The sequence below is a fragment of the Thiothrix winogradskyi genome, assembly GCF_021650935.1.
In the GTDB taxonomy this organism is placed as follows: Bacteria; Pseudomonadota; Gammaproteobacteria; order Thiotrichales; family Thiotrichaceae; genus Thiothrix; species Thiothrix winogradskyi.
Genome location: NZ_CP091244.1, coordinates 2,403,921 through 2,427,349 on the forward strand (window position 1 = coordinate 2,403,921; position 23,429 = coordinate 2,427,349).

18 protein-coding genes and 1 pseudogene are annotated in these 23,429 nt (G+C 51.4%); 6 read left to right on the plus strand and 13 right to left on the minus strand.

Features of this window, described 5'->3' with window-relative positions; genetic code table 11:
* Nucleotides 1-132: 132 nt before the first annotated feature.
* From L2Y54_RS12335 to L2Y54_RS12380, 10 genes and pseudogenes are all read right to left on the minus strand, one after another.
* The gene (locus L2Y54_RS12335; RefSeq protein ID WP_236496413.1) at nt 133-1,857 is read right to left on the minus strand and encodes an McrB family protein; all 1,725 of its coding nucleotides are present in this window, start codon (nt 1,855-1,857) and stop codon (nt 133-135) included.
* A 9-nt stretch (nt 1,858-1,866) separates the two neighbouring features.
* On the minus strand, nt 1,867-2,010 hold the full coding sequence (locus L2Y54_RS12340) for a hypothetical protein (RefSeq protein ID WP_236496414.1): 144 nt from the start codon (nt 2,008-2,010) through the stop codon (nt 1,867-1,869).
* 635 nt (nt 2,011-2,645) lie between these two features.
* On the minus strand, nt 2,646-3,197 hold the full coding sequence (locus L2Y54_RS12345) for a dihydrofolate reductase family protein (RefSeq protein ID WP_236496416.1): 552 nt from the start codon (nt 3,195-3,197) through the stop codon (nt 2,646-2,648).
* 438 nt (nt 3,198-3,635) lie between these two features.
* On the minus strand, nt 3,636-4,571 hold the full coding sequence (locus L2Y54_RS12350; protein ID WP_236496417.1) for a 2OG-Fe(II) oxygenase: 936 nt from the start codon (nt 4,569-4,571) through the stop codon (nt 3,636-3,638).
* A 3-nt stretch (nt 4,572-4,574) separates the two neighbouring features.
* The gene (locus L2Y54_RS12355) at nt 4,575-5,300 is read right to left on the minus strand and encodes a Dph6-related ATP pyrophosphatase (RefSeq protein ID WP_236496419.1); all 726 of its coding nucleotides are present in this window, start codon (nt 5,298-5,300) and stop codon (nt 4,575-4,577) included.
* Nucleotides 5,273-5,890 (minus strand): NAD(P)/FAD-dependent oxidoreductase, encoded by a 618-nt coding sequence (locus tag L2Y54_RS12360; protein WP_311196187.1) that lies wholly within the window; start codon nt 5,888-5,890, stop codon nt 5,273-5,275. The genes L2Y54_RS12355 and L2Y54_RS12360 overlap by 28 nt, the downstream gene beginning before the upstream one ends.
* A 176-nt stretch (nt 5,891-6,066) precedes the next feature.
* A pseudogene (locus tag L2Y54_RS12365) lies at nt 6,067-7,106 on the minus strand (IS5 family transposase).
* 54 nt (nt 7,107-7,160) lie between these two features.
* Complete coding sequence (locus L2Y54_RS12370; RefSeq protein ID WP_236496420.1) at nt 7,161-7,673, minus strand: FAD-dependent oxidoreductase; 513 nt, start codon at nt 7,671-7,673, stop codon at nt 7,161-7,163.
* A gap of 69 nt (nt 7,674-7,742) precedes the next feature.
* Nucleotides 7,743-9,128 carry a cysteine--tRNA ligase gene (cysS, locus tag L2Y54_RS12375; protein ID WP_236496421.1) on the minus strand — a complete coding sequence of 462 codons (1,386 nt, stop codon included), beginning with the start codon at nt 9,126-9,128 and terminating at the stop codon, nt 7,743-7,745.
* 18 nt (nt 9,129-9,146) lie between these two features.
* Nucleotides 9,147-9,566 (minus strand): OsmC family protein, encoded by a 420-nt coding sequence (locus tag L2Y54_RS12380; protein ID WP_236496423.1) that lies wholly within the window; start codon nt 9,564-9,566, stop codon nt 9,147-9,149.
* A 111-nt stretch (nt 9,567-9,677) separates the two neighbouring features.
* Between L2Y54_RS12380 and L2Y54_RS12385 the strand changes: the two genes are divergently transcribed.
* From L2Y54_RS12385 to L2Y54_RS12405, 5 genes are all read left to right on the plus strand, one after another.
* Nucleotides 9,678-10,481: a DUF4424 family protein gene (locus L2Y54_RS12385; protein ID WP_236496424.1), complete on the plus strand. Its 804-nt coding sequence runs from the start codon at nt 9,678-9,680 to the stop codon at nt 10,479-10,481.
* Nucleotides 10,482-10,596: 115 nt separating this feature from the next.
* Nucleotides 10,597-12,690: a phosphate acetyltransferase gene (gene pta / locus L2Y54_RS12390; RefSeq protein ID WP_236496426.1), complete on the plus strand. Its 2,094-nt coding sequence runs from the start codon at nt 10,597-10,599 to the stop codon at nt 12,688-12,690.
* Nucleotides 12,687-13,826 (plus strand): acetate/propionate family kinase, encoded by a 1,140-nt coding sequence (locus L2Y54_RS12395; protein ID WP_236496427.1) that lies wholly within the window; start codon nt 12,687-12,689, stop codon nt 13,824-13,826. The genes pta and L2Y54_RS12395 overlap by 4 nt, the downstream gene beginning before the upstream one ends.
* Nucleotides 13,783-15,087 carry an FGGY-family carbohydrate kinase gene (locus tag L2Y54_RS12400; RefSeq protein ID WP_236496429.1) on the plus strand — a complete coding sequence of 435 codons (1,305 nt, stop codon included), beginning with the start codon at nt 13,783-13,785 and terminating at the stop codon, nt 15,085-15,087. Before L2Y54_RS12395 ends, L2Y54_RS12400 begins: the two co-directional genes overlap by 44 nt.
* Nucleotides 15,088-15,211: 124 nt before the next feature.
* The gene (locus L2Y54_RS12405; RefSeq protein WP_236496431.1) at nt 15,212-15,772 is read left to right on the plus strand and encodes a hypothetical protein; all 561 of its coding nucleotides are present in this window, start codon (nt 15,212-15,214) and stop codon (nt 15,770-15,772) included.
* Nucleotides 15,773-15,798: 26 nt separating this feature from the next.
* Here L2Y54_RS12405 and L2Y54_RS12410 read toward each other — a convergent pair whose 3' ends face one another.
* The 3 genes from L2Y54_RS12410 to L2Y54_RS12420 all read right to left on the minus strand — a co-directional run bounded on the left by L2Y54_RS12410 (nt 15,799) and on the right by L2Y54_RS12420 (nt 21,467).
* The gene (locus L2Y54_RS12410) at nt 15,799-17,181 is read right to left on the minus strand and encodes a vWA domain-containing protein (protein ID WP_236496432.1); all 1,383 of its coding nucleotides are present in this window, start codon (nt 17,179-17,181) and stop codon (nt 15,799-15,801) included.
* Nucleotides 17,182-17,295: 114 nt separating this feature from the next.
* Nucleotides 17,296-20,082, minus strand: a complete 2,787-nt coding sequence (ppdK, locus tag L2Y54_RS12415; RefSeq protein ID WP_236496434.1) for a pyruvate, phosphate dikinase — start codon at nt 20,080-20,082, stop codon at nt 17,296-17,298.
* A 176-nt stretch (nt 20,083-20,258) separates the two neighbouring features.
* Complete coding sequence (locus tag L2Y54_RS12420; RefSeq protein WP_236496435.1) at nt 20,259-21,467, minus strand: S8 family peptidase; 1,209 nt, start codon at nt 21,465-21,467, stop codon at nt 20,259-20,261.
* A gap of 128 nt (nt 21,468-21,595) precedes the next feature.
* On the opposite strand from L2Y54_RS12420, the gene uvrC reads away from it, so the two are divergent.
* Nucleotides 21,596-23,428 carry an excinuclease ABC subunit UvrC gene (gene uvrC / locus L2Y54_RS12425; RefSeq protein ID WP_236496437.1) on the plus strand — a complete coding sequence of 611 codons (1,833 nt, stop codon included), beginning with the start codon at nt 21,596-21,598 and terminating at the stop codon, nt 23,426-23,428.
* Nucleotide 23,429 lies beyond the last annotated feature (1 nt).

A 23,429-nucleotide genomic window follows, 5' to 3' on the forward strand; every position in this document is an offset into this window, starting at 1 on the left:
TTCCCGAAAAAACAGCAAAAATGCGGAAAAACAACCTGATTGTGGCTTGGTGTGCTAAAAATTGAGATGGGTTGGTGTTTTTTTAACAAAATGCCGATAGGCCAACGCTAACCGTTGCAATACGCCGGGTTTTTAGAGGTTCCCTCTATTAAGCTCAACAAAGAGCTGACAAAACTCATTTTCACGCTCAAATTTTGGATAATTCTCTCGAACACCTAGAGCTTGTATATCAATAAGCAATGGCTTTGATACATCGCTAAAGCCATACGTCTCTATTTCCAATAGAATTTGGCTCCAATCAGATAAAAGTGGTGATTCGAAACGCATTATATGAGCACGATCAAGAATCTTTGGCGAAAGGTAGTGTGTGGTTTCATCAATATTAATTGCGCCAATAATATGCACATTTGCAGGCATTTTTATTCGTGATGGCATTGTCATTACAGCAGACAGCATACGGCGAATTTCGCTGTGATACTTAATAAGTGAATTTTTATCACTAAATCCAAATGCTTGCCTTAAGTGATTGTTAAGTTCTTCATCTTTCAAGAGTTCAATAAAGTTAATAATGCCATCTTGGCTGTACTTCTCTTTACCCGCTTGAATGATTTCAACCACTGCCTTTAACTCTGAAAGCACATGGGCAGATTCATCCTCCGAATAAAGAGTGATTTCTGGCTCTTCATCTCGCGATTCTAAAAGAGATAAAAAGTCAGCAAAATAATACTCTACTCGAGCAAGGTTCATTTCATCAAGGCAGATAAAATATAAAATTTCTGGATTCTGTTGTGCTTCTAGTAATGCCTCTAAAAATGGAGTGGCAAGGTATTTTTTTTCAAGCGGATTGTAATAGCCAAGTAAATCTTCAGAACTTGTCAAGTTTGGTTTTACAGGGATAATAACAGACTTGCCACCGACCGCTTTTGCAAAGGACTTGATTAAGTTGGTTTTACCAGAACCTGAATCTCCTGCCAGCACGATCAAATCTTTAGTACGAAGTAATGTAATATAGTTTTCAATAATATGGCGAGGGTACAAAATATCTTTTTCAACTAAGTGCGCATGAATGTAAGACACCGCTTGCTGGTAATCGCTATCTAATTCGTCTTTAAAAGAAATGCCATCCATTCTCTCAGCTTGAGGCTTTGGCTCAAGTAAAAAGTGTTCAAGGTCTTCTTCATCTAAAAACTCAAAGGTTTTCAAAAATGAAGCTTTGTCGGATATATAGTTTTTAAGACGTTTCATTTTACGATTCATTTCTGCCTCTAACTGAAAAAATTGTGCTGTTAATTGAGCTATGCTTTCTTGTTTTTTCTGCTCTTGGTTCGTTAGAGACTTGATGGTCTCATTAAGTATTTTCTTATTAGAGACTAGAAGTTTATTAACCTCTATTGCGGCGTCTCGTTTTTCTAAATTTGATGAGGTCTCATTCTGAATATATTCGAGATGTTTTTCAGCATGATCGCGAGCATCAGATAGCTCTTTTTCTTGCTTTGTTTTTATGGTTTCAAACTCTTGCTTGATTTTTTCATCAGCTTGACGGTGGTAAAATTCGTAAATACTTTTAGAGATAAATAATCTTTTTTCATTATATGTCAAGAGCTCATGCAGACTTTCTTCTGGTAGTTCTTCAAGCAATGAGCAACTGCCAGGCAACACATTCATTTCAAAAGGAATATTGTGTTTTTCGCGCTCTGAGAGTGGAGATAACCCTAATTTACAGCGAATAAGACGGGGTGAATTCCGATCACCAAATTTTTGAGCATCATTGGGATTAATAAAGAACGCACAAATACTGCTAATGCCTCTTAATGGATAAGTTAGTAATTTATTATCACTTATAGTACGTGGGTTCATTAAATATCCCTAGGCTGTATCTTTTAATAGCGTTATCTCTCCCCAGACATCAAACTGACCATTTTTTATGTTCCAACTATCTTCTAAACATGCTTTGAGTTCTTGCTCAGATAAAGTTTCAAGTTCTTCAAGTTCATAAACTTTTTCTTCCATTATCACCCCGATGAGCTAGCCCTTAACAATCAGGCGGTGCTAGTGTTCTAACTTTTAGTGGAAGCACCAATTATCCCTAGCACCTAACTACTATTAGGCGAATTAATGTCGCCGTTAAAAACGACATCCTGTCGCATATACCTGACTGGATGCCAACGATTTCAAGGGATTGTAGCGTATTATTCCAACTAATACGACCTAAACGGAATGGGAAACGACATGATAAACCCGCCAGAAAAAAAACCACCCAAGCTACTCGACCAAGTGCGTGACCGTATCCACGTGAAGCATTACAGTCTGCGTACCGAAGATACGTATGTCGACTAGATCAAGCATTTCACCTTTCCCTCTGCCTGCCAGAATCGCATACTTGGCTAATCAGGAATTGAGGTTGTGATTAGCCATGGTTAAGCGTAACGCTGCGGATTTGTTGAAGAAATTGGCTGTGGGTTTCCCCCTGGTGTCAATTACCCGGCCACGCCAGAGCGGTAAAACGACCTTGGCGCAGCATTGTTTTGCGGAAAAACCTTACGTCACGCTGGAAGACCCCGATACCCGCGATTTCGCTTTGCACGATCCGCGTAGCTTTTTGGCGCAATTTCCTGGCGGCGTAGACCGTCCGCTGCAACCGATTGTTATACGACGCTCTCAACAATATAACGCTCTTGGACAAACCCGTTATCGGATGCCGTCACATGCGCCAGTTTTAACTTCTGCTCAGGGCCAGCACCCCCAAAGAGAGGGAGACCCGCCCCAAGCAGCACGGGAATGCGGGTGATTGTGAGTTCATTAATCAATTTGTCTTTCAGAAACCGCTGGATCGTAACCCCGCCGTCAATGTAGAGATGACGCATGTTCGCTTTGGCGAGCCGTTCAACAATTTCATTTGGTTCTCCTGACTCATGCCTGACCGCATCTCTCAAGTGTTCCGGGATTGCCAAATCAGTGCTGGAAAGAACCACCACCGGCATTCCTTCGTAAGGCCAAGCTTCAAAGGTGAGTACCTTTTCGAAGGTGTTTCTACCCATCACAAGCGCATCTACGGTTGAGATGAACTCGTCATAGCTCAGCCCTTCCATGGGCGCTGAAGAGTACTCAGGCTTTTCGAGCCACTCGATGCCGCCGTCGAGAGTAGCAATAAATCCGTCGACGCTTGCCGCAATGTAAACAGAGCACTTGATAGTCATCAGGTCTCCCCGGTCGTATAACTACTATTAGGTAGGGACTTAGCGTCGCCGTTAAAAACGACATTCTGTCGCATATCTCCGACTGGATGCCAATGATTTCAAAGGATTGTAGCGTATCCTTCCGTGGAATACGACCTAAGCATAAAGTGGGAGCGGGTATGTTTAACCCTTGAGTCGGGGTTTTCTTTTGCTTGCCGGAACTGCATACCTAGCTAATCAGGAATTGAGGTTGTGATTAGCCATGATTAAGCGTAACGCTGCGGATTTATTGAAGAAATTGGCTGTGGGTTTCCCCGTGGTGTCGATTACCGGACCACGCCAGAGCGGTAAAACCCCTTTGATTGTCTGAACCATGATTTTTAGGATTTAAGGATGAACAGGATGGAAGAGAAGAACCCATCTTCATCCTATTAATCCTTAAATCCTGCAAATCCCAGTTCAAGACATTTCCGGCAAACAAAGCTGCCAAGTCGGTAGCAAGCGCGTAAATCTTTCCATTCCCTCCAGTTCGCCGCGCAAGATTTCCCAACGTACCAAATCAAACGAATCCCGATACAAGTACGCCACCCAATCCGCAAGCCGCACGGCTGCATAGGTTTCTGCATCGTGAGAATGACTGCCATCCAATCCAGCACTGTACTGGTAGCCGCTCACAATGGTTGCCGCGTCATAGCCCCAACGATGCAGCGCAATCGCCGTCGTACCTGCGCGATATGTCACCTCTTCCGGCAAACTTGCTTCAGCAGCGGCGGCAATCGGGTCAAGTGCTGCGGGTAATTCTGAGAAATGCAGGTTGGCAAACAAGGCTTTAATGTGCGCTTCAAGTTCGGGCGTATTGGCGACATGCCAGAAATTGAAGACCACGGTTTGGCGCGGCTGGGTCACTTCGGTGACACCATGATAAGACTTCGGGTGCAGTAAAAAGCCAAAGGCTTTGTTGTGTTCTGGGTTAACCTTGAAGACGGCTTCGCTTTCTGGTGAGGCAAATAATTCCAGTACCCCGCCATGTTCAGCTTGCCAGTGCTTATTGAGTTGCAAGACCAATCGCGCAATTTCATAGCCCAAGAACGGGCGGTCGCTGTGGATACCAATGACGTGTCCGGGCAGCATCCGTTGCGCCGTGACCATAAAACGTTCCACGAGTGGCAATCCCGTAATCTCACGCATTCGAGCAAGTATGTCGGCATGAAACGTTGCCGGAATCTCCTCAGTAACATCGCGCAGTGAACAACGGTAAAACGCGCCATCGCGATGTTGCCACCCACTGTCTTGCACAAATAGCTGCTCAAGCGCCGCACACTGTTCTTCAGAAAAGGCGGCATCCACAGCAAAAAAAGGGAAGGGGTTTTGATGGTGGGTGGGTTGCAAGAGCAACGGCTAAACTCCTAAACCTTGAGGAATAATATCGGCGTAGGCAAACCCATCCCGCTCAATAACCGCACCAACACTCACCGGAATGGGTTTATTGAACATCGGGCCAGCCACAACTACGGTGTGAATTTCACCGTTTTCGCCGCAAGGGTGGCAGCCATCCGGGAAGCCTGCAATCACGTCTTTAGACCAGCGTTTGCCTGCCAAGTGTGCGGGAAGTTTATTCAGGTCAACGCTGCTAATGTGGGCGTGTAACCCCGCAGCCAGCATGGTTTCAACCAAATATCGGGTGCACATACCCCACAGTGGGAACAGCGGGCTGATGCCGCTGCCTTGTAATTGCCGTTCGCGGTATTGACGAATTTCACTCACAAACAAATCGCCAAACGCCATGCATTCCACCCGATTGCGGGCAGCGCTCGCGATGTATGCCTGCATAATCGCATCGTATTGCTCATTGCTGCATTCGTCGGGTAGCACGACCAATTCCAGTGGTAAACCGGCGGCATCCGCTTGATGTTGCAACATTTCAATGCGGGTGTCGTGCATCGAAGCGCGGTTGTGTTTCTGCTCAATCAAGGTAAACAGCCCAACCAGTTCAATGCTGGGGTCTTGTTGCAGCAGATGCAGCGCCCAAGCGCTATCTTTACCGCTGCTCCAACTGAGCAGGGTTTTGCGTTTGGTAAGCCGTTTGCGCTTGAGCATTAACGGTACTGGCGCAAATACCACCATTCAAACCCGCGTTTCGCCCAATGGAACACGCGGGAGTTCGGCAACATTAGGTTCTTTTGTTCGGTACGCGACACCAGCATTCCCTTGTTATTGGAATCGACGATACACATCAATTCAATCTTGAACGTCGCATCCGCAGTGCTGCCATTAAGTTCTGCCAGCACGTTTTTGGCGGCAGCTTCGGCTTGCAAGTCTGCCATGTGCGCTTGTTTCGGCATCCAGTCGGGGCCGGGGAAACTGCCAGAATCGCCCGCGACATACACCTTGTCGAAACCTTCCACTTTGCAATGTTGGTTGGCTTTGAGCAAACCGCCCGCAGAACGGGGCAGGGTGGTGTTATCAAACCACAGATTGCCCGTCATTCCCGGCATAAACAGAATCAAATCAGCCGCAAATTCGCCGCCCTCTGTCTTCACCTTGTCGGCTTCAAAGCCTTTCATTTTGTGACCGAGATGGGTTTCAATGCCGCGTTTTTGCATTTCATCCAGCAAGCCTTTCACCGCTTTTTCGCCCAAGCGGTTGCCGGGTTTGTCAGCAGGGCTGAAAAATACCAGTTTGAATTTGTCACGACGACCTTGTTGACGCAGCAAAGTATCCGTGCCGAATAGGAACTCGGGAACCTCTAAAAACCCGGCGTATTGCAACGGTTAGCGTTGGCCTATCGGCATTTTGTTAAAAAAACACCAACCCATCTCAATTTTTAGCACACCAAGCCACAATCAGGTTGTTTTTCCGCATTTTTGCTGTTTTTTCGGGAATTTCTCCATCAAATGGGCACAACTCCGCCCTCTCTGAGCGAACAGAGCCGACGCAGGTTATACACGGTTGCTTTGATGCTGAGGCCGAATACTGCCCGTGCCAACCCAATGCTGCGGATGGCTTTGCCACCCATCGCACAGATTGACCCAAACACATGCTCAACCCGTGCGCGGGGTCTGGCGATGCGGGTGTTGCGGCGTTTCTGGCAGTCGGATTGCGGCTTGCCTTTCTTGGCTTTGTGCTGGATGTGTAACCGCCAGCTACCTTGGTTGAGGCGTTGTTCACGGGATTGGTCTTCATAACCTTTGTCCGCCCATACGTCACGGCTGGTGTTGGCTCGGTCAAGCACCGCTTCAAAATGGTTGGTGTCATGCTCTTTGGCGGTGCTGATGTGGCGTTTGCGGATGAGTTTGTATTTCCGATCGGCACTGATACTGAGTTTGTAGCCGTGGTAGCTTTTGCCGTGTTTTTTCGTCCAGCTTGCTTCCGTATCCTTTTGGCGACGTTGGCAGGTGTCCAGCCAGCGGGTGTTGCCGCTTGTTCCAACAGCGCTTTTTCTTCTTTGTGGAAATGTTGTTTAGGGGCTTCCACCAGCGTGGCATCGACGATTTGACCACCACGGGCAATAAAACCGTGTTGTTGTAATTGCCGTTGGACGGCATCAAACAGGGCATCCGCACCACCTGCCGCACTGATCCGTTCACGGAATACCCACAAGGTATTGGCATCCGGGATCGTGCTGGAATGACGCAGGCCACAAAACCGTTGGAACGACAGCCGGTCAAGCAATTGGTATTCCAATGCCTCGTCCGACAGGTTGTACAGGTGTTGCAACACCAAGACCCGTACCATCAGTTCCGTTGGGTAGGGTGGACGGCCTCCTCGCTTGTCACTTGGGCGTGGGGCGATGTGGTCGATTTCTGCTGCCAAGGCGACAAAGTTGACGTGCTGGTTCAGCGTGGACAGCAGGTCGCCCTTGCGGTCGAGTTTCTGTTCACGCTCTTCGGCGGCAAACAGACTGGTTTTGATGGCACTTTTCTTGGGCATGGCTAGTAACGGGGCGGTGGCTCAGATGAGCATTTTCTCACATTTGTGTGGGTATCAGTGGGTTTTTAGAGGTTCCCACTCGAACATCGGTCCACCACGCATGGCACTTGGCTCATTCGGGTTGCCTGCAAAACCAATCGCAATCGTGCCGCCTTGCAAGGCATTCAAACGGTCGCGGATTTGTTCGGCAGCAGCAATGCCTTCACACGGTGTGATGGAATGTTCGATACCAGGGAGTTTTTTGATAAAACGCCCGCCAGAAGCAATGATTAGCGCATCATTGGCAACGTCGCCGTTATCGGTTTCGACAATACGCCCGCCATCGCGCAAACCAGTGACATTGCCCTTGTGAAAGGTCACATTCATGCGGCTGAAGAAATTGCCAAGGGGTACAATCAAGTCTTCGCGTTTGCGGATGCCGCTGGGAATCCAGATAATCCCCGGCAAATAGTGCAACTCAGCACGCGGCGCAATCACCGTGATTGCCACGTCTTTGTTATGTTTGCGCAATTCACGTACTGAACTCAGAGCAGCAAAACCCGCCCCAATAATCGTAATCTTATTCACAGCATCTATTCCATAGTTATCTTTACTCCCCTCGCCCCTTGAGGGAGAGGGGCTGGGGGTGAGGGGTTCTTATGCTCGTTTCCAAGTAGTGCCGCCTGCGTTATCTTCCAGAATCACGCCTTGGGCTTTGAGTTCGTCACGGATACGGTCAGATTCCGCCCATTGTTTGGCTTTGCGGGCATCCAAGCGTTGTTGAATGAGGGCTTCGATGCTGGCAGCGTCCAAACCGTCAGCATTGCTGCTACCTTGGAACCAGCTTTCAGGGTCATCTTGTAATAAACCGAGAATATTACCCAGCCGTTGCAATAAGGCTCCCAAACTGGCGGCAGTCGCATCACTTTGGGTTTTGCGAATGCGGTTAATATCGCTGGCTAATTCAAACAACACCGCAATGGCTTCTGGGGTATTGAAATCGTCATCCATTGCCGCGACGAAGCGATTTTCGTAGTCGGTATATGCCGCCGGAAACGCTTCCGGCAAACCACGAATCGCGGTATACAAACGTGACAGCGAGGCGTGTGCCGCATCTAACTGATCCGTGCCGTAATTCAACTGGCTGCGGTAATGGCTGTTGAGGATGAAAAAGCGAATATCCGCCGCTTTGTATTCGCGCAACACTTCGCGGATGGTGAAAAAATTGTTCAATGACTTAGACATTTTTTCATCATTGACGCGGATAAAGCCGTTATGCATCCAGTAATTGACGTGTTTGTGACCGATACAGCCTTCGCTTTGCGCAATCTCATTTTCATGGTGCGGGAATTGCAAATCGCTGCCGCCGCCGTGAATGTCGAAATGATCCCCCAGCAATTTCTGCGACATGGCAGAACATTCGATGTGCCAGCCAGGGCGACCTTGTCCCCACGGTGCATCCCATGCCGGTTCGCCGGGTTTCACGGCTTTCCACAGCACGAAATCGAGCGGATCGTCCTTTACCTCGTCGACCGCGACCCGTTCGCCTGCACGTAATTCGTCCAGCTTGCGCCCGGAAAGTTTGCCGTAGCCGTCAAATTTGGAGACATCGTAATACACGTCACCGTTTTTGCCTTGATACGCCATGCCTTTGTCGAGCAAGGTTTGAATCATTGCCAGCATTTCGGGGACATTGCCGGTGGCTCGCGGTTCTGAAGTGGGGCGGCGTACATTGAGCGCGTCTTCGTCTTCGTGCATCGCGTCGATGAAACGTTGGGTCAACGCATCCATTGGCTCATTATTTTCAGCGGCACGTTTGATGATCTTGTCATCAATGTCGGTAATATTGCGCACATAATCAACCGCGTAACCACTAGCTTTGAGGTAGCGGTATACCGTGTCGAACACTACCATGACCCGTGCATGACCGAGGTGACAATAGTCATACACCGTCATGCCGCACACGTACATACGTACTTGCTGTGGTTCGATGGGTTTGAAGACTTCTTTCTGGCGGGTCAGGCTATTGTAAATGTGCAACATTGAGGGTTCTTCAGCAAGTTAATCAATCAATTTAGTCAGGATACTAACACCATTGCTCAGGGTTTTGTGAACCGGGCAGCGGTCAGCAATATCCAGCAAACGTTCGCGCTGGTCGTCGGTTAACTCCCCCACCAATTGAATGTCGCGCACAAACACGCTTTGTTTGTTGGCATCGCGGCTGTGGCGCAGGGTGACGATAACGTTTTCGACGGGCCATTTTTTGCGTTCGGCATACATGCGAATAGTCATCGCGGTGCAAGCACCAAGCGCGGCTTTGAGGTATTGATAGGGCGCTGCACCAAGGTCATCACCGCCGAGAGGCACAGGTTCGTCCGCAACCATTTGGTGCTTGCCTGCATTAATGTCACAGGTGTAAGTACCTTCGGTGTCACGTAAGCTAACAATGACGGTATGGGGGTCTTTAGGTTGTGCGTCCATGTGTTTCCTTGTTCTGAGGTTATGGGGGGAATGGTAGCGGAAAGGTAGGCGGGCTGCCAGCCTGTCGCGTTATACTTAAGTTATCAAACAAAGCGATAGGGGATTTATACCATGAATAAAGCAATGCGTGGGATGGTGGGTTTGCTGCTGTGCTTAGGCGGTACGCCGTTAGTGTCGGCCAATGATTCGACGGCAGCGCTGGGTGCAGGTGGTTTGGTTTTCACCAAAACGGATGCGATTGCGATGGAACAGGAAGATTTATTCATCAGCGAAGACAAAATCCGCGTGGCTTATGTGTTTCGCAACACGACGAAGCAAGACATCAACACGCGGGTAGCGTTTCCCGTGCCTGCATTCCCTGAAGAGCCGGATATGGATATTGGGCTGGATGTGAAGTCAAGTAACCCGATGGGTTTTTCCGTGCAGGTGGATGGCAAGAAAAAGGCGTTTGACACCGAGATCAAAAAGCACGATGGCACGGTGAACATGACTCACCATTGGATGCAAACCTTTCCGGCAGGCAAACCGTTGAGGGTAGTACATGAATACCGACCAGCCACGGGGGGCGAGGCGATGCTGTGGTTTCAGGATGAGGAACGCGCCGCAAAAATTAGCAAATATTGCATCGAACCGGATTTTGAGAAGTGGTTGGATAAAACCAATCAGCCGGATAAAGGTATGGTTTTGTCGCCACGTTATGTCGATTATATCCTCACTACCGGGGCAAATTGGAAGGGGGCGATTGGCAAGTTTCGTTTGACGGTGCAAAAGGCAAAAGCAGAAGACAAAATTAGCTTTTGCGGCACGGGTGTGAAGAAAGTCGATGCGCGGACGTTTGTGCTGGAAAAGACAGATTTTACGCCGGAAGAGGATTTGGCGGTGATGTTTGTGCATCAGTACAAATTGAGTGAATAAGCAGGCTAGGTATGTCACGTTCATCAGATCGACATAAAACCCCATTGGCACTTACCCCCGAATTGCTTTACTATGATTGCTGCAATGCACAAAATTAGCGGAAGGGGTAACATTCGTGTTTCACAGCATCTACATAGCCGGGGCAGAGCCTCGCAGCGGTAAATCCATCATCGTCTTAGGCATGATGGAAATGCTTCGCGCCATGACGCCGAAAGTGGGTTTCTTTCGCCCCGTGATTCCCGAAAACAACGGTAATGACCCGCTGATTCACCTGATTTCCAAGCGTTACGGGCTGGATATGGTTGGCAGCGAACTCTACGGTTGCACCGAAGACGTGGCTCGCAAAATGGTGGCGGAAGGCAATCACGACGAACTGCTCAAGCTAATCCTCGCCAAATACCGCGCTGTACAAGAAAAAATGGACATCGTGGTGTGTGCTGGAACAGATTTTTCCGGGGCAAACACGGCGCTGGAGCTGGATTTCAACGCCAGTCTCGCCAATCACTTCGGCTGTTTGTTTATGCCGATTGTCAAAGGTCAAGGGCGCACGGCGGGGGAAATTGCCGATGCGGTACGCATGTTGGAAGAGCATCTGGAGGCTGGGCAGCATTGCGAATTGCTGGCAGCCTTCGCCAACCGTGTGCCACCGGCTGAAGTGGATGAATTGTCAGCGTTATTGAAAAATTCACGTTTCCCATTCTACGTCCTGCCAGAAAAGAGTTCGCTGGAACGCCCAACCGTGGGTGAAATTGCCCGCGCTTTGCATTTCGATTGCCTTTACGGTACGCCGCAGTCGATGAATCACGAAGTCTCGCGTTACAAAGTGGCGGCGATGCAAGTGCAAGATTTCCTCGGACATCTGGAAAATTGCACGCTGATTATTACTCCCGGCGACCGTTCTGACATTATTCTCGGCAGTTTGGCGGCGGATGCGTCCAGCAATTATCCGCTGATTGCGGGGCTGGTGTTGACGGGTGGTCAACAACCCGCGCCGCAAGTCAGCAAGCTGCTGGAAGGCATGAATCCGTTGCGCTTGCCGATTCTGTCTTCACCGCTGGATACTTTCGAGACAGCCCTCAAAGTGAACGAAGTGGAGGGCAGCATTCTACCCTCTGACGAGCGCAAGATCGCGGTGGCGTTGGGTTTGATGGAATCGTGCGTTGATATGCACCAATTACGCCAATTGATCATCCAGAATGTGGGGCAGCGCATGACCCCGCTAATGTTTGAATACGAACTGATCCAGCGTGCCAAGAGGCAGCGCAAGCACATTGTGTTGCCAGAAAGCAATGACGAGCGGGTGTTACGGGCGGCAGAAATTCTGTCATTGCGTGATGTGGTGAAAGTGAGCTTGCTGGGGGTTGAAGCCGATGTCCGCGCTAAAGCCTCGCATCTGGGGCTGAAATTGCGTGATGTGGATATTATCGACCCACGCCGGTCGCCGTTGCGTCAGGAATTTGCCGATGCTTACTTCGAGCTGCGCAAGCACAAGTGTCTTGCCCCGGAATTCTCGTGGGATACGATGGCGGATGTGAGTTATTTCGGCACGATGATGGTGCAGTTGGGCTATGCCGACGGGATGGTTTCCGGTGCGGCGCATACCACTCAGCACACGATTCGCCCTGCGTTTGAAATCATTAAGACCAAACCGGGTTGTTCATTGGTTTCCAGCGTATTTTTCATGTGTTTGGAAGATCGGGTATTGGTGTATGGCGATTGCGCGGTTAACCCTAATCCGAATGCTGAACAATTGGCGGATATTGCGGTAACGTCTGCTGATACTGCGCGGATGTTTGGGATTGAGCCGCGCACGGCGTTACTGTCGTATTCGTCGGGCGAATCTGGCAAGGGCGATGATGTGGAAATGGTGCGCACGGCGGTGCAGATTGCTCATGCGCGTCGCCCGGATCTGAAACTGGATGGTCCAATCCAATACGATGCGGCGGTTGACCCTGACGTGGCGAGTTCCAAAATGCCGAATAGTGAAGTGGCAGGCAAGGCAACGGTGTTTATTTTCCCCGACCTTAACACTGGCAATAACACCTATAAAGCGGTGCAACGTTCTGCCAATGCTGTGGCGATTGGTCCGGTTTTGCAGGGTTTGAACAAGCCAGTTAACGATCTCAGCCGGGGTTGTACCGTGACGGATATTGTGAATACCGTGGTGATTACCGCGATTCAGGCGCAGCAGCAGGAGACGGCAGCATGAAAATATTGGTGCTGAATGCGGGCAGTTCGTCGCTTAAATACCAAGTGTTCGATATGGAAACCCAGCAAGTGCTGGTCGGCGGCTTGCTGGATCGCATTGGTGAGGCGGGCGGTGAGATTGCCTCACATCAGGAGGCACTGGCGCGGATTGTGCAACATTTGCAATTCGCTGGCATTGCGCAGATTGATGCGATTGGACATCGCGTGGTGCATGGCGGTGAATATTTCAAGCAACCGGCGCTGATTGACGCGGAAGTGATGGCGGCGATTCGGGCAATGATTCCCTTGGCTCCGCTGCATAATCCGGCAAATTTGGCGGGGATTGAGGTGTCACAAGCGCTATTTCCGGGTGTGCCGCAAGTGGCAGTGTTTGATACGGCGTTTCATCAGACCATGCCTCCTGTGGCGTTTCGTTATGCAGTGCCTGCTGAATTGTATACGCAACATAAGGTGCGGCGTTACGGCTTTCATGGCACGTCCCACCATTACGTGGCGCAACAGGCAGCAGCGTATTTGCAACGCGAGTTAGCTGACCTCAACCTGATTACCCTGCATTTGGGGAATGGGTGTAGTGCGACGGCGATTGCTAAAGGCAAAAGCGTTGATACATCAATGGGCATGACCCCGATGGAAGGCTTGGTGATGGGGACGCGCTGCGGTGATATTGACCCGGCACTGCATTTTTACTTGCAACGCGAAACCGGCTTATCACCAGATGATGTAGAAAGCCTGTTCAATAAGAAAAGCGGTTTGAAAGGGCTGTGTGGTGTCGGTGATATGCGCGAAGTGCAGGCATTGGCGGATGCGGGCGATACCGATGCGCAACTGGCTGAGGCGATGTTTGCGTATCGGGTGAAAAAATACATTGGTGCGTACAGTGCGGCATTAGGTCAGGTCGATGCGGTGATTTTCACGGGCGGTATTGGCGAACATTCGGCACGCATTCGGGCGCAAGTGTGTGCCAATTTGCAGGCATTCGGTGTATACCCTGATCTTGCTAAAAATGCGACACACGCGACAGGCATTCTGGAATTTCAGCAGGAAACTGCTACCCTCAAGCTTTTGGTTATTCCAACCAATGAGGAGCTTGAAATTGCCCGTAGCACTGCCCAGCAATTGTTATTACGCCGGTCTTGATTTAGGCACATCTGGTTGCCGCTTGATGGTGATTGACGGCAATCGGGTGGTGCGAGCGGAGGCGCGGGTGGTTTATCCAGAAGAACCCTCACCCCCGTCCCCTCTCCCAGAGGTAGAGGGGGGAAAGACGGCGTTGTGGTGGGATGCGGTGCAGCAAGTCATGGCTGAAATTCCTGAAACTATCCGTGCTAATCTGCAAGGGATTGCAGTGGATGGTACGTCTGGCACGATTTTGTTGGCGGATGCAGAGGGCAACCCGACTACGCCTGCGTTGATGTATAACGATGCGCGTGCGCTGGAACAAGCCCGACGGATTGCCGCGATTGCGCCGCGAGACAGCGGGGCGCATGGCGCAACCAGCAGCCTCGCCAAACTGCTATGGTTACTGGAACACTACCCGGACCAAGCTCATGCTTATGCCCTGCATCAAGCCGATTGGATTGCCGGAAAACTACGTAGGGGCGGTTCACGAACCGCCCCTACACCCTCCCCTACGTGTGCGTCATTCGGTTTCAGCGACGAAAACAATTGCCTGAAATTGGGCTATGACCCGGTAAAGCGCGAATGGCCTGCTTGGGTGAAAAATCTAGTACCTGCCCATTTGTTACTGACAGTGTATGCGCCGGGACAGAAGGTAGGGGAGAATATTATTCATGCCGGAACCACGGACAGCATCGCTGCTTTCATCGCCACAGGTGCCAGTGAGTTAGGTGATGCTGTCACCTCGCTAGGCAGTACCATTGCTCTTAAAATCATCAGTGACAAGCCTGTCTTTGCGCCAGAATTTGGTATTTACAGCCACCGTTTAGGCGATAAATGGTTAGCCGGGGGCGCATCTAACAGCGGTGGAGCGGTATTGTTGCAGCACTTTTCCCGCGATGATTTGCAGCGTTTGACGCCGCAACTTCAGCCAGATAAGCCGATGGGATTGGATTACTACCCGTTGAGCAAACCGGGTGAACGTTTTCCTCATGCCGATCCGCAATGGCAGCCGCGCTTGACCCCACGTCCGGTGGATGATGTGCAGTTTCTGCAAGCGATGCTCGAAGGCATGAGCCGTATCGAACACGCAGGCTGGCAACGTTTGCATGAGCTGGGTGCGCCTTATCCGCGTACTTTGCGGACGGTTGGGGGCGGCAGTCGCAATCCGGCATGGATGCAAATGCGGGCAAAGCTAATGGGTGTGCCGCTTGTGCCGTCCTTGCATGATGAGGCAGCGTTTGGGGCAGCATTATTGGTTTTGCGTGCTAATTATGTCTAATTCATTAACTACCGTGCATTATAGATAGAAAAAATTGAATATGGTTTTGATTATTCAGTCCTCATTAAGGTTTAGAGTCATGCTATAACAGTCGCTGCGAGGTTTTTTAGTAAAGGACAAGTTTATGAACAAGAAAAGTGACGTGCTAGGACGCGCAGTGTTCTCGCCTAAATGCTTAAGTTATGCCATTGTAATATGTTCCAGTTTACTAACAGGTTGTTCAAATCTACCCTTATTGGGGATGGCAGATGATAGTGTAGAAATTAATCCCAGCAATCTCGATGATTATGTCCGCAATCAGGATGATGTTTATAAAGGGTTGCTACAGTTGGCTAGTCTTGCAGGTGAGCCTGCTTCTCCAGCAGAGTGGAACCAATTCATCATGGCGGGTGTACAATATTCCAACCAGAAGTGTGAGATATATTTAAATAGTGCGATGAAAGGTGATGCAGATATTGCTGCCCGTTATGTCATTCATAATCTACAACGTCAATACGTTGAAAAGCTAGTCGCTAATCAGTATAGCAATCGAGTTGCGGCATTTAGTGCTTTACAAGGCTACGGCAAACTTTGTTCACCAAACAATGTACAAGCCCTGAAAACAGGCAATGCCAGAATAGCTCAACCGGGCAAGGCAACGGATGGTGGTGTTAATTTGGTACCTTACGTGCGTATTGAACCGTAGTTTTTGCAGTGATGCGAGTGGGTTTGCTAGTTCAACTGCACCCGCGTCCCCCACGGCACGGGTGACTTGCCTTTCACCAACCAAATCACCGGATAATTCGGTTGCACCTTGGGGAAATACCCCTGCGCATCGGTGAAATACACCAAAATATCCGGCTGTCGGTCTTGGGTTTGCACCCACTCAAACACGGGGCGGAAATCGGTCGAGCCGCCACCGGGCATGGCTTGCGGTAAGGTTGCTTCTTCCCACGGCTCAAAGCGGCGCGGGAAACCTTCTACCACTTCGGAATCACACGCGAGCAAGGTGACGGCAGCGCGAACTTGCCCTTTGATCGCGTTGATTTCGGTGAGGCAATCCAGCAATTCTTTGTCGTTGACCGAACCGCTCACGTCCAGTGCTACTACCGCATTGATTTGGTAGCTTTTGAGTGTTGGGAAAATCGCCGGATCGCCACGGCGTGATGAAGGGCGAGCGTAGCTGTAATCGTCGCGTGCCACCGCCGTCATGTAGTGCGCCAGTAAGGTGCGCCAAGGTAGGCGCGGTTGTAGCAATTCTTCCACCAAGCGTTTCATGATGCCGCTGAGTTTTCCGGCTTGTTGCGCTTGTTGGGCGGCTCCGGCGAGGCGTTGTTGCCATTGCACGCTGAGATCTTCGGCTTCTTGCTGGTTCAGCGGGGGCGGGGGTGGTTCGCCATCTTCGCTGGGTTCATCGGGGGATTGTTGTTGGGTGTTGCCGTCGCCTTCATTGGCATCTTGGGGTTGGGATTCGGCTTCGCCGGATTCGCCCGCGTCTTGTTCGTCAGGCTGTTGCGGTGGGGTGTCGTTATCGGGTTCGGTATCCGTATTGGATTCTTCGGGTTTGTCGTCAGCATTGGTCGGGTTGTCTTGTTTGTCACGGTTATCCAGCGGGTTTTCGCTTTTGTCGCTGCTGCCTTCGTTGGGCTTGGTTTCCTTGTCGTACAGATGCTGATCCATCGTTTCGGTCATGTCGTTATCGTCGAGGAGTGGGTAAATCTCCTCGGCACTCATACCGACGTATTCGCGCATCATGATCATGCCGGGTGGCGGTTTTAGCCCATCCGCAATCAGGATGGGGTTGATGGCGTAATCGCAAGCCAGATCCCAGCGGTGTTTGACACGGTGGGCGCGGCGGGCGAAATGCGACAGGGCGCAATGCAGGGCTTCGTGGGCGAGGACGAATTGCGCTTCGTCGGTGCGTAATTCCTGCACGTATTCGGGGTTGTAGTAGAACTTACGGGCATCCGTACCGGTCGTCGGACACCATGCCGGATTTGCAACTTCTAACGGCAGACGCAGCACGAGTGCACCCAGAAACGGCTTATCCAGAATCAGTTTGGTGCGGGCGGCGACCAGTTTGTCTTCAATGGCTTTGATGTCGATGTCAGGCATGTTGGGCAGTTGTTGGGGAAAAATGCCATGGTAGGGGGAGCAGGGGTAATGTGCAAATGGGCATACACAAAGCCAATAAAAAGCCTCTTCCGAGTGGAAGAGGCTCGTGGGGCACTACACTGCTTTGTCAGTGACCGCTTTTTCCTTGCCCAGCAGTATTTGCGCATGAGCCGCAGCCAAGCGTGCAATCGGCACTCGCGGCCCGGAACAGGACACGTAGTTCAGCCCGATTTCATCGCAGAAACGGATGGAAGCCGGATGCCCGCCGTGTTCGCCGCAGATACCAACCTTGAGGGTGGGGTGTGTGCTGCGCCCCCAGCCGACTGCTAGCCCCATCAGCCGCCCCACGCCTTTCACGTCTAGCACCTCGAAGGGGTTGTCCTGCAAAATTTCGCGTTCGTTGTACATCGGCAGGAACTTGTTCTCGGCATCTTCACGCGAGAACGAGAACGTGGCTTGGGTCAGGTCATTCGTGCCGAAGGAGAAAAATTCAGCTTCTGCCGCCAAGCTTTCCGCCCGCATACAGGCACGCACCACTTCCATCATGCTGCCAAACTGGTAGCTGACTTTGACGCCGAAAGTGGCTTCGACCTGCTGATGTACCGATTGCACCAGCTTTTTGACGTGCTTCAGCTCTTCGGCGGTACAGACTTGCGGAACCATGATTTCGGGGGAAACCGGGATGCCCGCCTTGGTGCAGTCAGCCGCCGCTTCCAGCACCGCACGGATTTGCATGGTGTAGATTTCCGGGAAGGTGATACCCAGACGCACGCCGCGATGCCCCAGCATGGGGTTGACTTCACGTAGCGCCCGCACTTTTTTCAGGATTTGTTCCTTGCGGGTGATTACGCTGTCAACTAGACGGGTGTCGCCCAGTTCATGCACGCTGGAAGGCAGTGGTTCGCCATTGCTGCCAGCCAGCAGTTTAGCGGTTTCCACCAGCACTTCCATGCCTTGCACCGATAAACGCAGGTGGCGCAATTGCTCCAGCTCGTCGACCAGTTGCTGTTCGGAGGGCAGGAATTCGTGGATTGGTGGGTCTAGCAGGCGCACCGTGACCGGGCGTGGCGACATGGTTTTGAACACTTCCTTGAAATCGGCGCGTTGGATTGGCAACAGCTTGTCGAGGGCTGCTTGGCGCTGTTCGGCAGTGTCTGCCACGATCATGTCGATGACAATGGGCAAGCGTTCGGCAGCGTTGAACATGCGTTCGGTGCGGCACAAGCCAATGCCCATTGCACCGTATTTGAGGGCGCGGGCGGCGTCATTGGGGGTGTCGGCGTTTGCCATCACTTTGAGGCGGGCGGCCTTGTCTGCCCAGCCGAGCAGGGTGATGAGTTCGTCGGAAAAATCCGCTTCGACTTTGGGCACAGCGCCAAGGTAAATGCTGCCGCTAGTGCCATCGAGGGTAATGACATCGCCTTCCTTGATGACCGTGCCGCCGACGAATGCCTTGCGCAACTGCACTTCAACGTGGATGCCTTCTGCCCCGGCGACGCAAGGTTTGCCCATGCCGCGTGCCACTACCGCCGCGTGCGAAGTCTTGCCGCCACGGCTGGTGAGGATGCCTTGGGCTGCAAAGAAGCCGTGGATGTCTTCGGGCTTGGTTTCTTCGCGCACCAGAATGACCTTGAGACCCTGTTTGCCCAGAGCTTCGGCACGGTCAGCGTCGAACACCACTTGCCCGCTGGCAGCACCGGGAGAAGCAGGCAGCCCAGTAGCAAGCGGCGTACCCTTGAATTTGGGATCAAGCCGAGGGTAAAGCATTTGTTCCAGATGTTGCGGGTTGACGCGCAGCAAGGCCTGTTCTTCGCTGATCAGCCCTTCGTGCGCCATTTCCACCGAAGTGCGTACCATTGCGCTGGCGTTCATTTTGCCGTTGCGGGTTTGCAGGCAGTACAGCACGCCTTTTTCGATGGTGAATTCAAAGTCTTGGATTTCGCAGTAATGGCGCTCTAATTTGTTGCGCAGATCCAGTAACTGAGTGTAAAGGCTGGGCATTTCCTGCGCCATTTCTTGCAGCGGCTTGGGGGTGCGGATACCGGCAACCACGTCTTCGCCTTGGGCGTTGGTGAGGTATTCGCCGTACAGCATGTTTTCGCCGGTTGCCGGGTTGCGGGTGAAGCCGACACCAGTGGCGCAGTCATTGCCCATATTACCGAATACCATCGTGACCACGTTGACCGCAGTGCCGTTCGCCATGTCTGAGGTGATGTGGAATTCGCGCCGGTAATCGACGGCTCGCTTGCCAGACCAACTGTTGAACACTGCTTTGATGGCGATTTCAAGCTGTTCGTAAGGGTCTTCCGGGAACGGTCTGCCGGTATGATGGCGGACTACGGCGAGGAAGCGTTCGCTGATGTCCTTCAGGTCAGCAGCTTGTAAGCCAACATCGGATTCCGCGCCGACATTCTTTTTCACGGCATCAAACTGTTCGTCGAACAGTTCATCCGGCACGCCCAAGGCGACTTTGCCGAATAACTGGATGAAGCGGCGGTAGGAATCGTAGCCGAAGCGTTCGTTACGGGTGTGGGCAATCAGCCCCATCAGGGTTTGTGAATTCAGCCCAAGGTTGAGGATGGTATCCATCATGCCGGGCATTGACATGGCGGAGCCGGAACGTACTGAAACCAGCAAGGGGTCAGTGGCACTGCCAAAACGTTTGCCAGTGGCGGTTTCCAGCATTGCCATCTGTTCACGGGTTTGTGCCATGACGCCTTCAGGCAATTGGTGTTCAGGTTGGGCGAGATAATTCAGACAAGCATCGGTGCTGATGACAAAACCGGGTGGGACATTGAGACCGATCTGTGTGATTTCGCACAGATTTGCGCCTTTGCCACCCAGCAGTTGTTTGTTTTTGCCATCGCCTTCCTGATAAGAATATGCCCATTTGTTGTTCATGTGTTGTCACCCTGTAAGAATTAGTATTAGGGGTTAATCAATAAACACTACCCCCAGTTCTTCGGTGGAAAATGAAATTTCCCACCTCGGCTGATTCTATAGAATTTGGGCAGACCGTTTATTGCTATATGGCAAGAAGAGTGCAGGTAGGGGTGTGATTCATCACGCCCTTACGCTCAGTTCAACGGTGCTTGCACAATGCCCGTGCCTACATCGTCTTCTTCGCTATTCGGGGCAAGCGTTGCGTAAGTGCCGCTGGCGACCAGTTGTGCCATCAGGCTTTGGTTTTCGACACGCCCGGTCATTTCCAGTTGGCGTTGCGCCCATAACGCGGCAATTCCGGCAGCGTGTGGCGTTGCCATGCTCGTGCCATCCATGCTGGTGAGTTTATTACTTCCGGCTTCAGCGGAGAGGATACCGACTCCAGGCGCAGCAATATCGGCTTGATTATTAGAAAATTCGGCAACGATCAGCCCCTTGTCTGATTCACCGAGAGCGCCGACGGCAATAATGCCCGTGCCTGCGGCAGGAGGCGCAACGGAAATTTCATACTTGGGGCGCATACTTTCGTTACCGGAAGCCGCCACGATGATAGCGCCTTGCCCGAAGCTGCTGAATGCCTGCACAAAGCTGGCAAGTTCAGTGAAAAGATTGACGTTAGCGCGGTATTCTTCCAATGCCATCGAGGTGGCAGGGTTAACGTGCATCCCTTCGGTTTTGACCAGCCAATCAACGTAACCGGGAAAGTCGATCCCCACCGACATGGAAATGACGTGCGCACCTTCGTGCAACGCCCATTGAATGGCTTTGGCAAGCGTGGCCGAAGTGCCGCCACCTTCACCTAATACTTTACCGATGAGGGCGCGTTCGATGTGGCGGGCGATACCAATGCGCGTGCCATTAACATCCTGACCGAAAATGGTTCCAGCACAATGGGTACCATGACCATCAAGGTCGTTGGGGTCTTCAGTGGTGAAGTTTTGTTGTAGTAAGTTCACGCCTGCAAAGGCGGGATGATGAGGGTCGATACCGCTATCCAGCACGGCGACGGTTACACCCGTGCCATCAAAACGTGATTCGTGGGCGCGTACCGCTTTCACGCCCCAAGTAGCAGTGGTGTCTGCGGGGGGAGGTGTTACGCTATCTGCCGTTTGTCGTCTGACCGGGGTGATGAGTTTCAGTGGCATTGGCAGGGCAATTGCGCGGGTGCGTGGATCACGCCGTAAGTCATTGCGCTCCCGTTTGGTCAGGTCAGCTTCTTCCAGCCTGACCGTCGCGGGTTGACGTGCAAAGGGATTCATCCCCGCGCCGCGCGTTCCCATATCGCCCCGCGTGGGTGAAGACACTTCCCGGCTACGCAACACAATGTATTTTTCTGTGCTCATTTTGATCTCCCCAGTTATTTTCAATTGATCATAACTATAATCGCCTCGCAGGTTGCCCGTCTGTAATTTTTCTGTCGCTCGGATAACTTCAACAGCAACTTCATGCTTGCTGTGGCAAAATAGCCACTATGCAAACCGACCCCGTGAAATTTGACCCCCAAGACTTCCTCAAGACCGCCCCGCACAAGCCGGGCGTGTACCGGATGCTGGGCAATGACGGCACGGTGCTCTACGTTGGCAAAGCCAAAGACCTGAAAAACCGCTTGTCTAGTTACTTTCGTGGCACGTTGACCAATTCGCGTATTTTTGTGATGGTCAAGCAAATTTGTAACGTAGAAATTGCCATCACCAATACCGAAGCCGAAGCGCTGTTGTTGGAAAGCAATCTGATTAAACAACACTCGCCGCGTTACAATATTTTGCTGAAAGACGGCAAAGGTTATCCCTATATCCACATCACAGCGGGCGAATACCCACGCATTGAATTTTATCGTGGTTCGCGCAAGCAACCGGGGCAGTATTTTGGCCCTTATCCCAGCGTGGGGGCAGTGCGCCAGACCATGCATTTGATGAAAAAATTGTTCAAAGCACGCCAGTGCGAAGACAGTTATTTCGCCAACCGTTCGCGCCCATGTCTGGAATACCAAATCAAGCGCTGTAGTGCGCCTTGTGTGGGGTTGATCGACCAACAAGAGTACGCGCAAAGCATTCGCCATGCGGTTCAGTTCCTGCAAGGGCGTACCCAAGAGGTCATTGATGAGCTGGTGCAAAAAATGGAAAGTGCCGCGCTGACGCTGAATTTCGAGAAGGCTGCCGAATACCGTGACTTGATCGAAAGTCTGCGGCATATTTCCCAGCAACAATACGTTAGTGGCAGCAATGGCAATGTGGATGTGGTGTCAATTTGCCTAGGGTCGGGGGTTGCCAGCGTGCAGGTATTCACGGTACGTAATGGTAATAATCTCGGCAACCGCAACTTTTTCCCCAAACTGCCCGATGATGAGGCAAATAGTGCCGAAATTCTCAGTTCATTCTTGGCGCAGTATTACTTGGATCATGATGTGCCGGGCGAAATTCTGGTCTCGGAATTGCCCAGTGATGCGGATGTCTTAGCGGATATGTTGACCCTCAAACAAGGGCGCAAAGTGCTGATTCGCCAACCTCAACGCGGTGAACGCAGCAAATGGGTGGAATTGGCACAGCGTAATGCCGAACAAGCCCTGCAAATGCAAGTACTCTCACGGGCAGGGATGCAGCAGCGTTTATTTGCACTGCAAGAAGCGCTCGGCATGAGTGAATTGCCTGCCCGTATGGAATGTTTCGACATTAGCCACACCATGGGGGAAGCGACCGTCGCCTCTTGTGTCGTATTTGACCTGAATGGGCCGGTAAAATCCGAATATCGACGGTATAATATCGAAGGTATCCAGCCTGGCGATGATTACGCGGCGATGCATCAGGCGCTGACACGCGGGTTTCGTCGAGCTGTTGAGCAGGCAGGCAAATTACCTGATATTCTCTTTATCGACGGCGGCAAAGGTCAGGTCGCACAGGCATTGGCGGTGTTGCATGAATTAAACGTGACCGGTGTAGATGTCGTCGGTGTGGCGAAAGGCGAGGGACGCAAACGGGGGTTAGAAACCCTGATTATTGAGCAAGGCAGTGAACGTTTGGCATTACCTGAGCATTCGGCAGCCTTGCACCTGATCCAGCAAATTCGGGATGAAGCTCACCGTTTTGCCATTACCGGGCATCGGGCGCGGCGGCAAAAAGCGCGGACGCAATCGCCCTTGGAGCAAATTGAAGGTTTGGGCGCGAAGCGTCGGCAAGTATTACTGCAACAGTTTGGTGGCTTGAAAGCCATTGAGCGTGCCAGTGCGGAAGAATTAGCAAAAGTGTCCGGGATTAGCCTGTCATTGGCACGCAAAATTTATGATTTCTTTAACGGAGAAGAGAGTTGAT

What these genes read in the sequence shown, in the direction of transcription:
- L2Y54_RS12410 (WP_236496432.1), bottom strand. Translation starts at nt 17,181, where the DNA reads ATGCCTGACATCGACATCAAAGCCATTGAAGACAAACTGGTCGCCGCC.
- cysS (WP_236496421.1), bottom strand. Translation starts at nt 9,128, where the DNA reads ATGTTGCACATTTACAATAGCCTGACCCGCCAGAAAGAAGTCTTCAAA.
- ppdK (WP_236496434.1), bottom strand. Translation starts at nt 20,082, where the DNA reads ATGAACAACAAATGGGCATATTCTTATCAGGAAGGCGATGGCAAAAAC.
- L2Y54_RS12335 (WP_236496413.1), bottom strand. Translation starts at nt 1,857, where the DNA reads ATGAACCCACGTACTATAAGTGATAATAAATTACTAACTTATCCATTA.
- L2Y54_RS12395 (WP_236496427.1), top strand. Translation starts at nt 12,687, where the DNA reads ATGAAAATATTGGTGCTGAATGCGGGCAGTTCGTCGCTTAAATACCAA.
- uvrC (WP_236496437.1), top strand. Translation starts at nt 21,596, where the DNA reads ATGCAAACCGACCCCGTGAAATTTGACCCCCAAGACTTCCTCAAGACC.
- L2Y54_RS12405 (WP_236496431.1), top strand. Translation starts at nt 15,212, where the DNA reads ATGAACAAGAAAAGTGACGTGCTAGGACGCGCAGTGTTCTCGCCTAAA.
- L2Y54_RS12420 (WP_236496435.1), bottom strand. Translation starts at nt 21,467, where the DNA reads ATGAGCACAGAAAAATACATTGTGTTGCGTAGCCGGGAAGTGTCTTCA.
- L2Y54_RS12345 (WP_236496416.1), bottom strand. Translation starts at nt 3,197, where the DNA reads ATGACTATCAAGTGCTCTGTTTACATTGCGGCAAGCGTCGACGGATTT.
- L2Y54_RS12380 (WP_236496423.1), bottom strand. Translation starts at nt 9,566, where the DNA reads ATGGACGCACAACCTAAAGACCCCCATACCGTCATTGTTAGCTTACGT.
- L2Y54_RS12385 (WP_236496424.1), top strand. Translation starts at nt 9,678, where the DNA reads ATGAATAAAGCAATGCGTGGGATGGTGGGTTTGCTGCTGTGCTTAGGC.
- L2Y54_RS12340 (WP_236496414.1), bottom strand. Translation starts at nt 2,010, where the DNA reads ATGGAAGAAAAAGTTTATGAACTTGAAGAACTTGAAACTTTATCTGAG.
- L2Y54_RS12355 (WP_236496419.1), bottom strand. Translation starts at nt 5,300, where the DNA reads ATGGTGGTATTTGCGCCAGTACCGTTAATGCTCAAGCGCAAACGGCTT.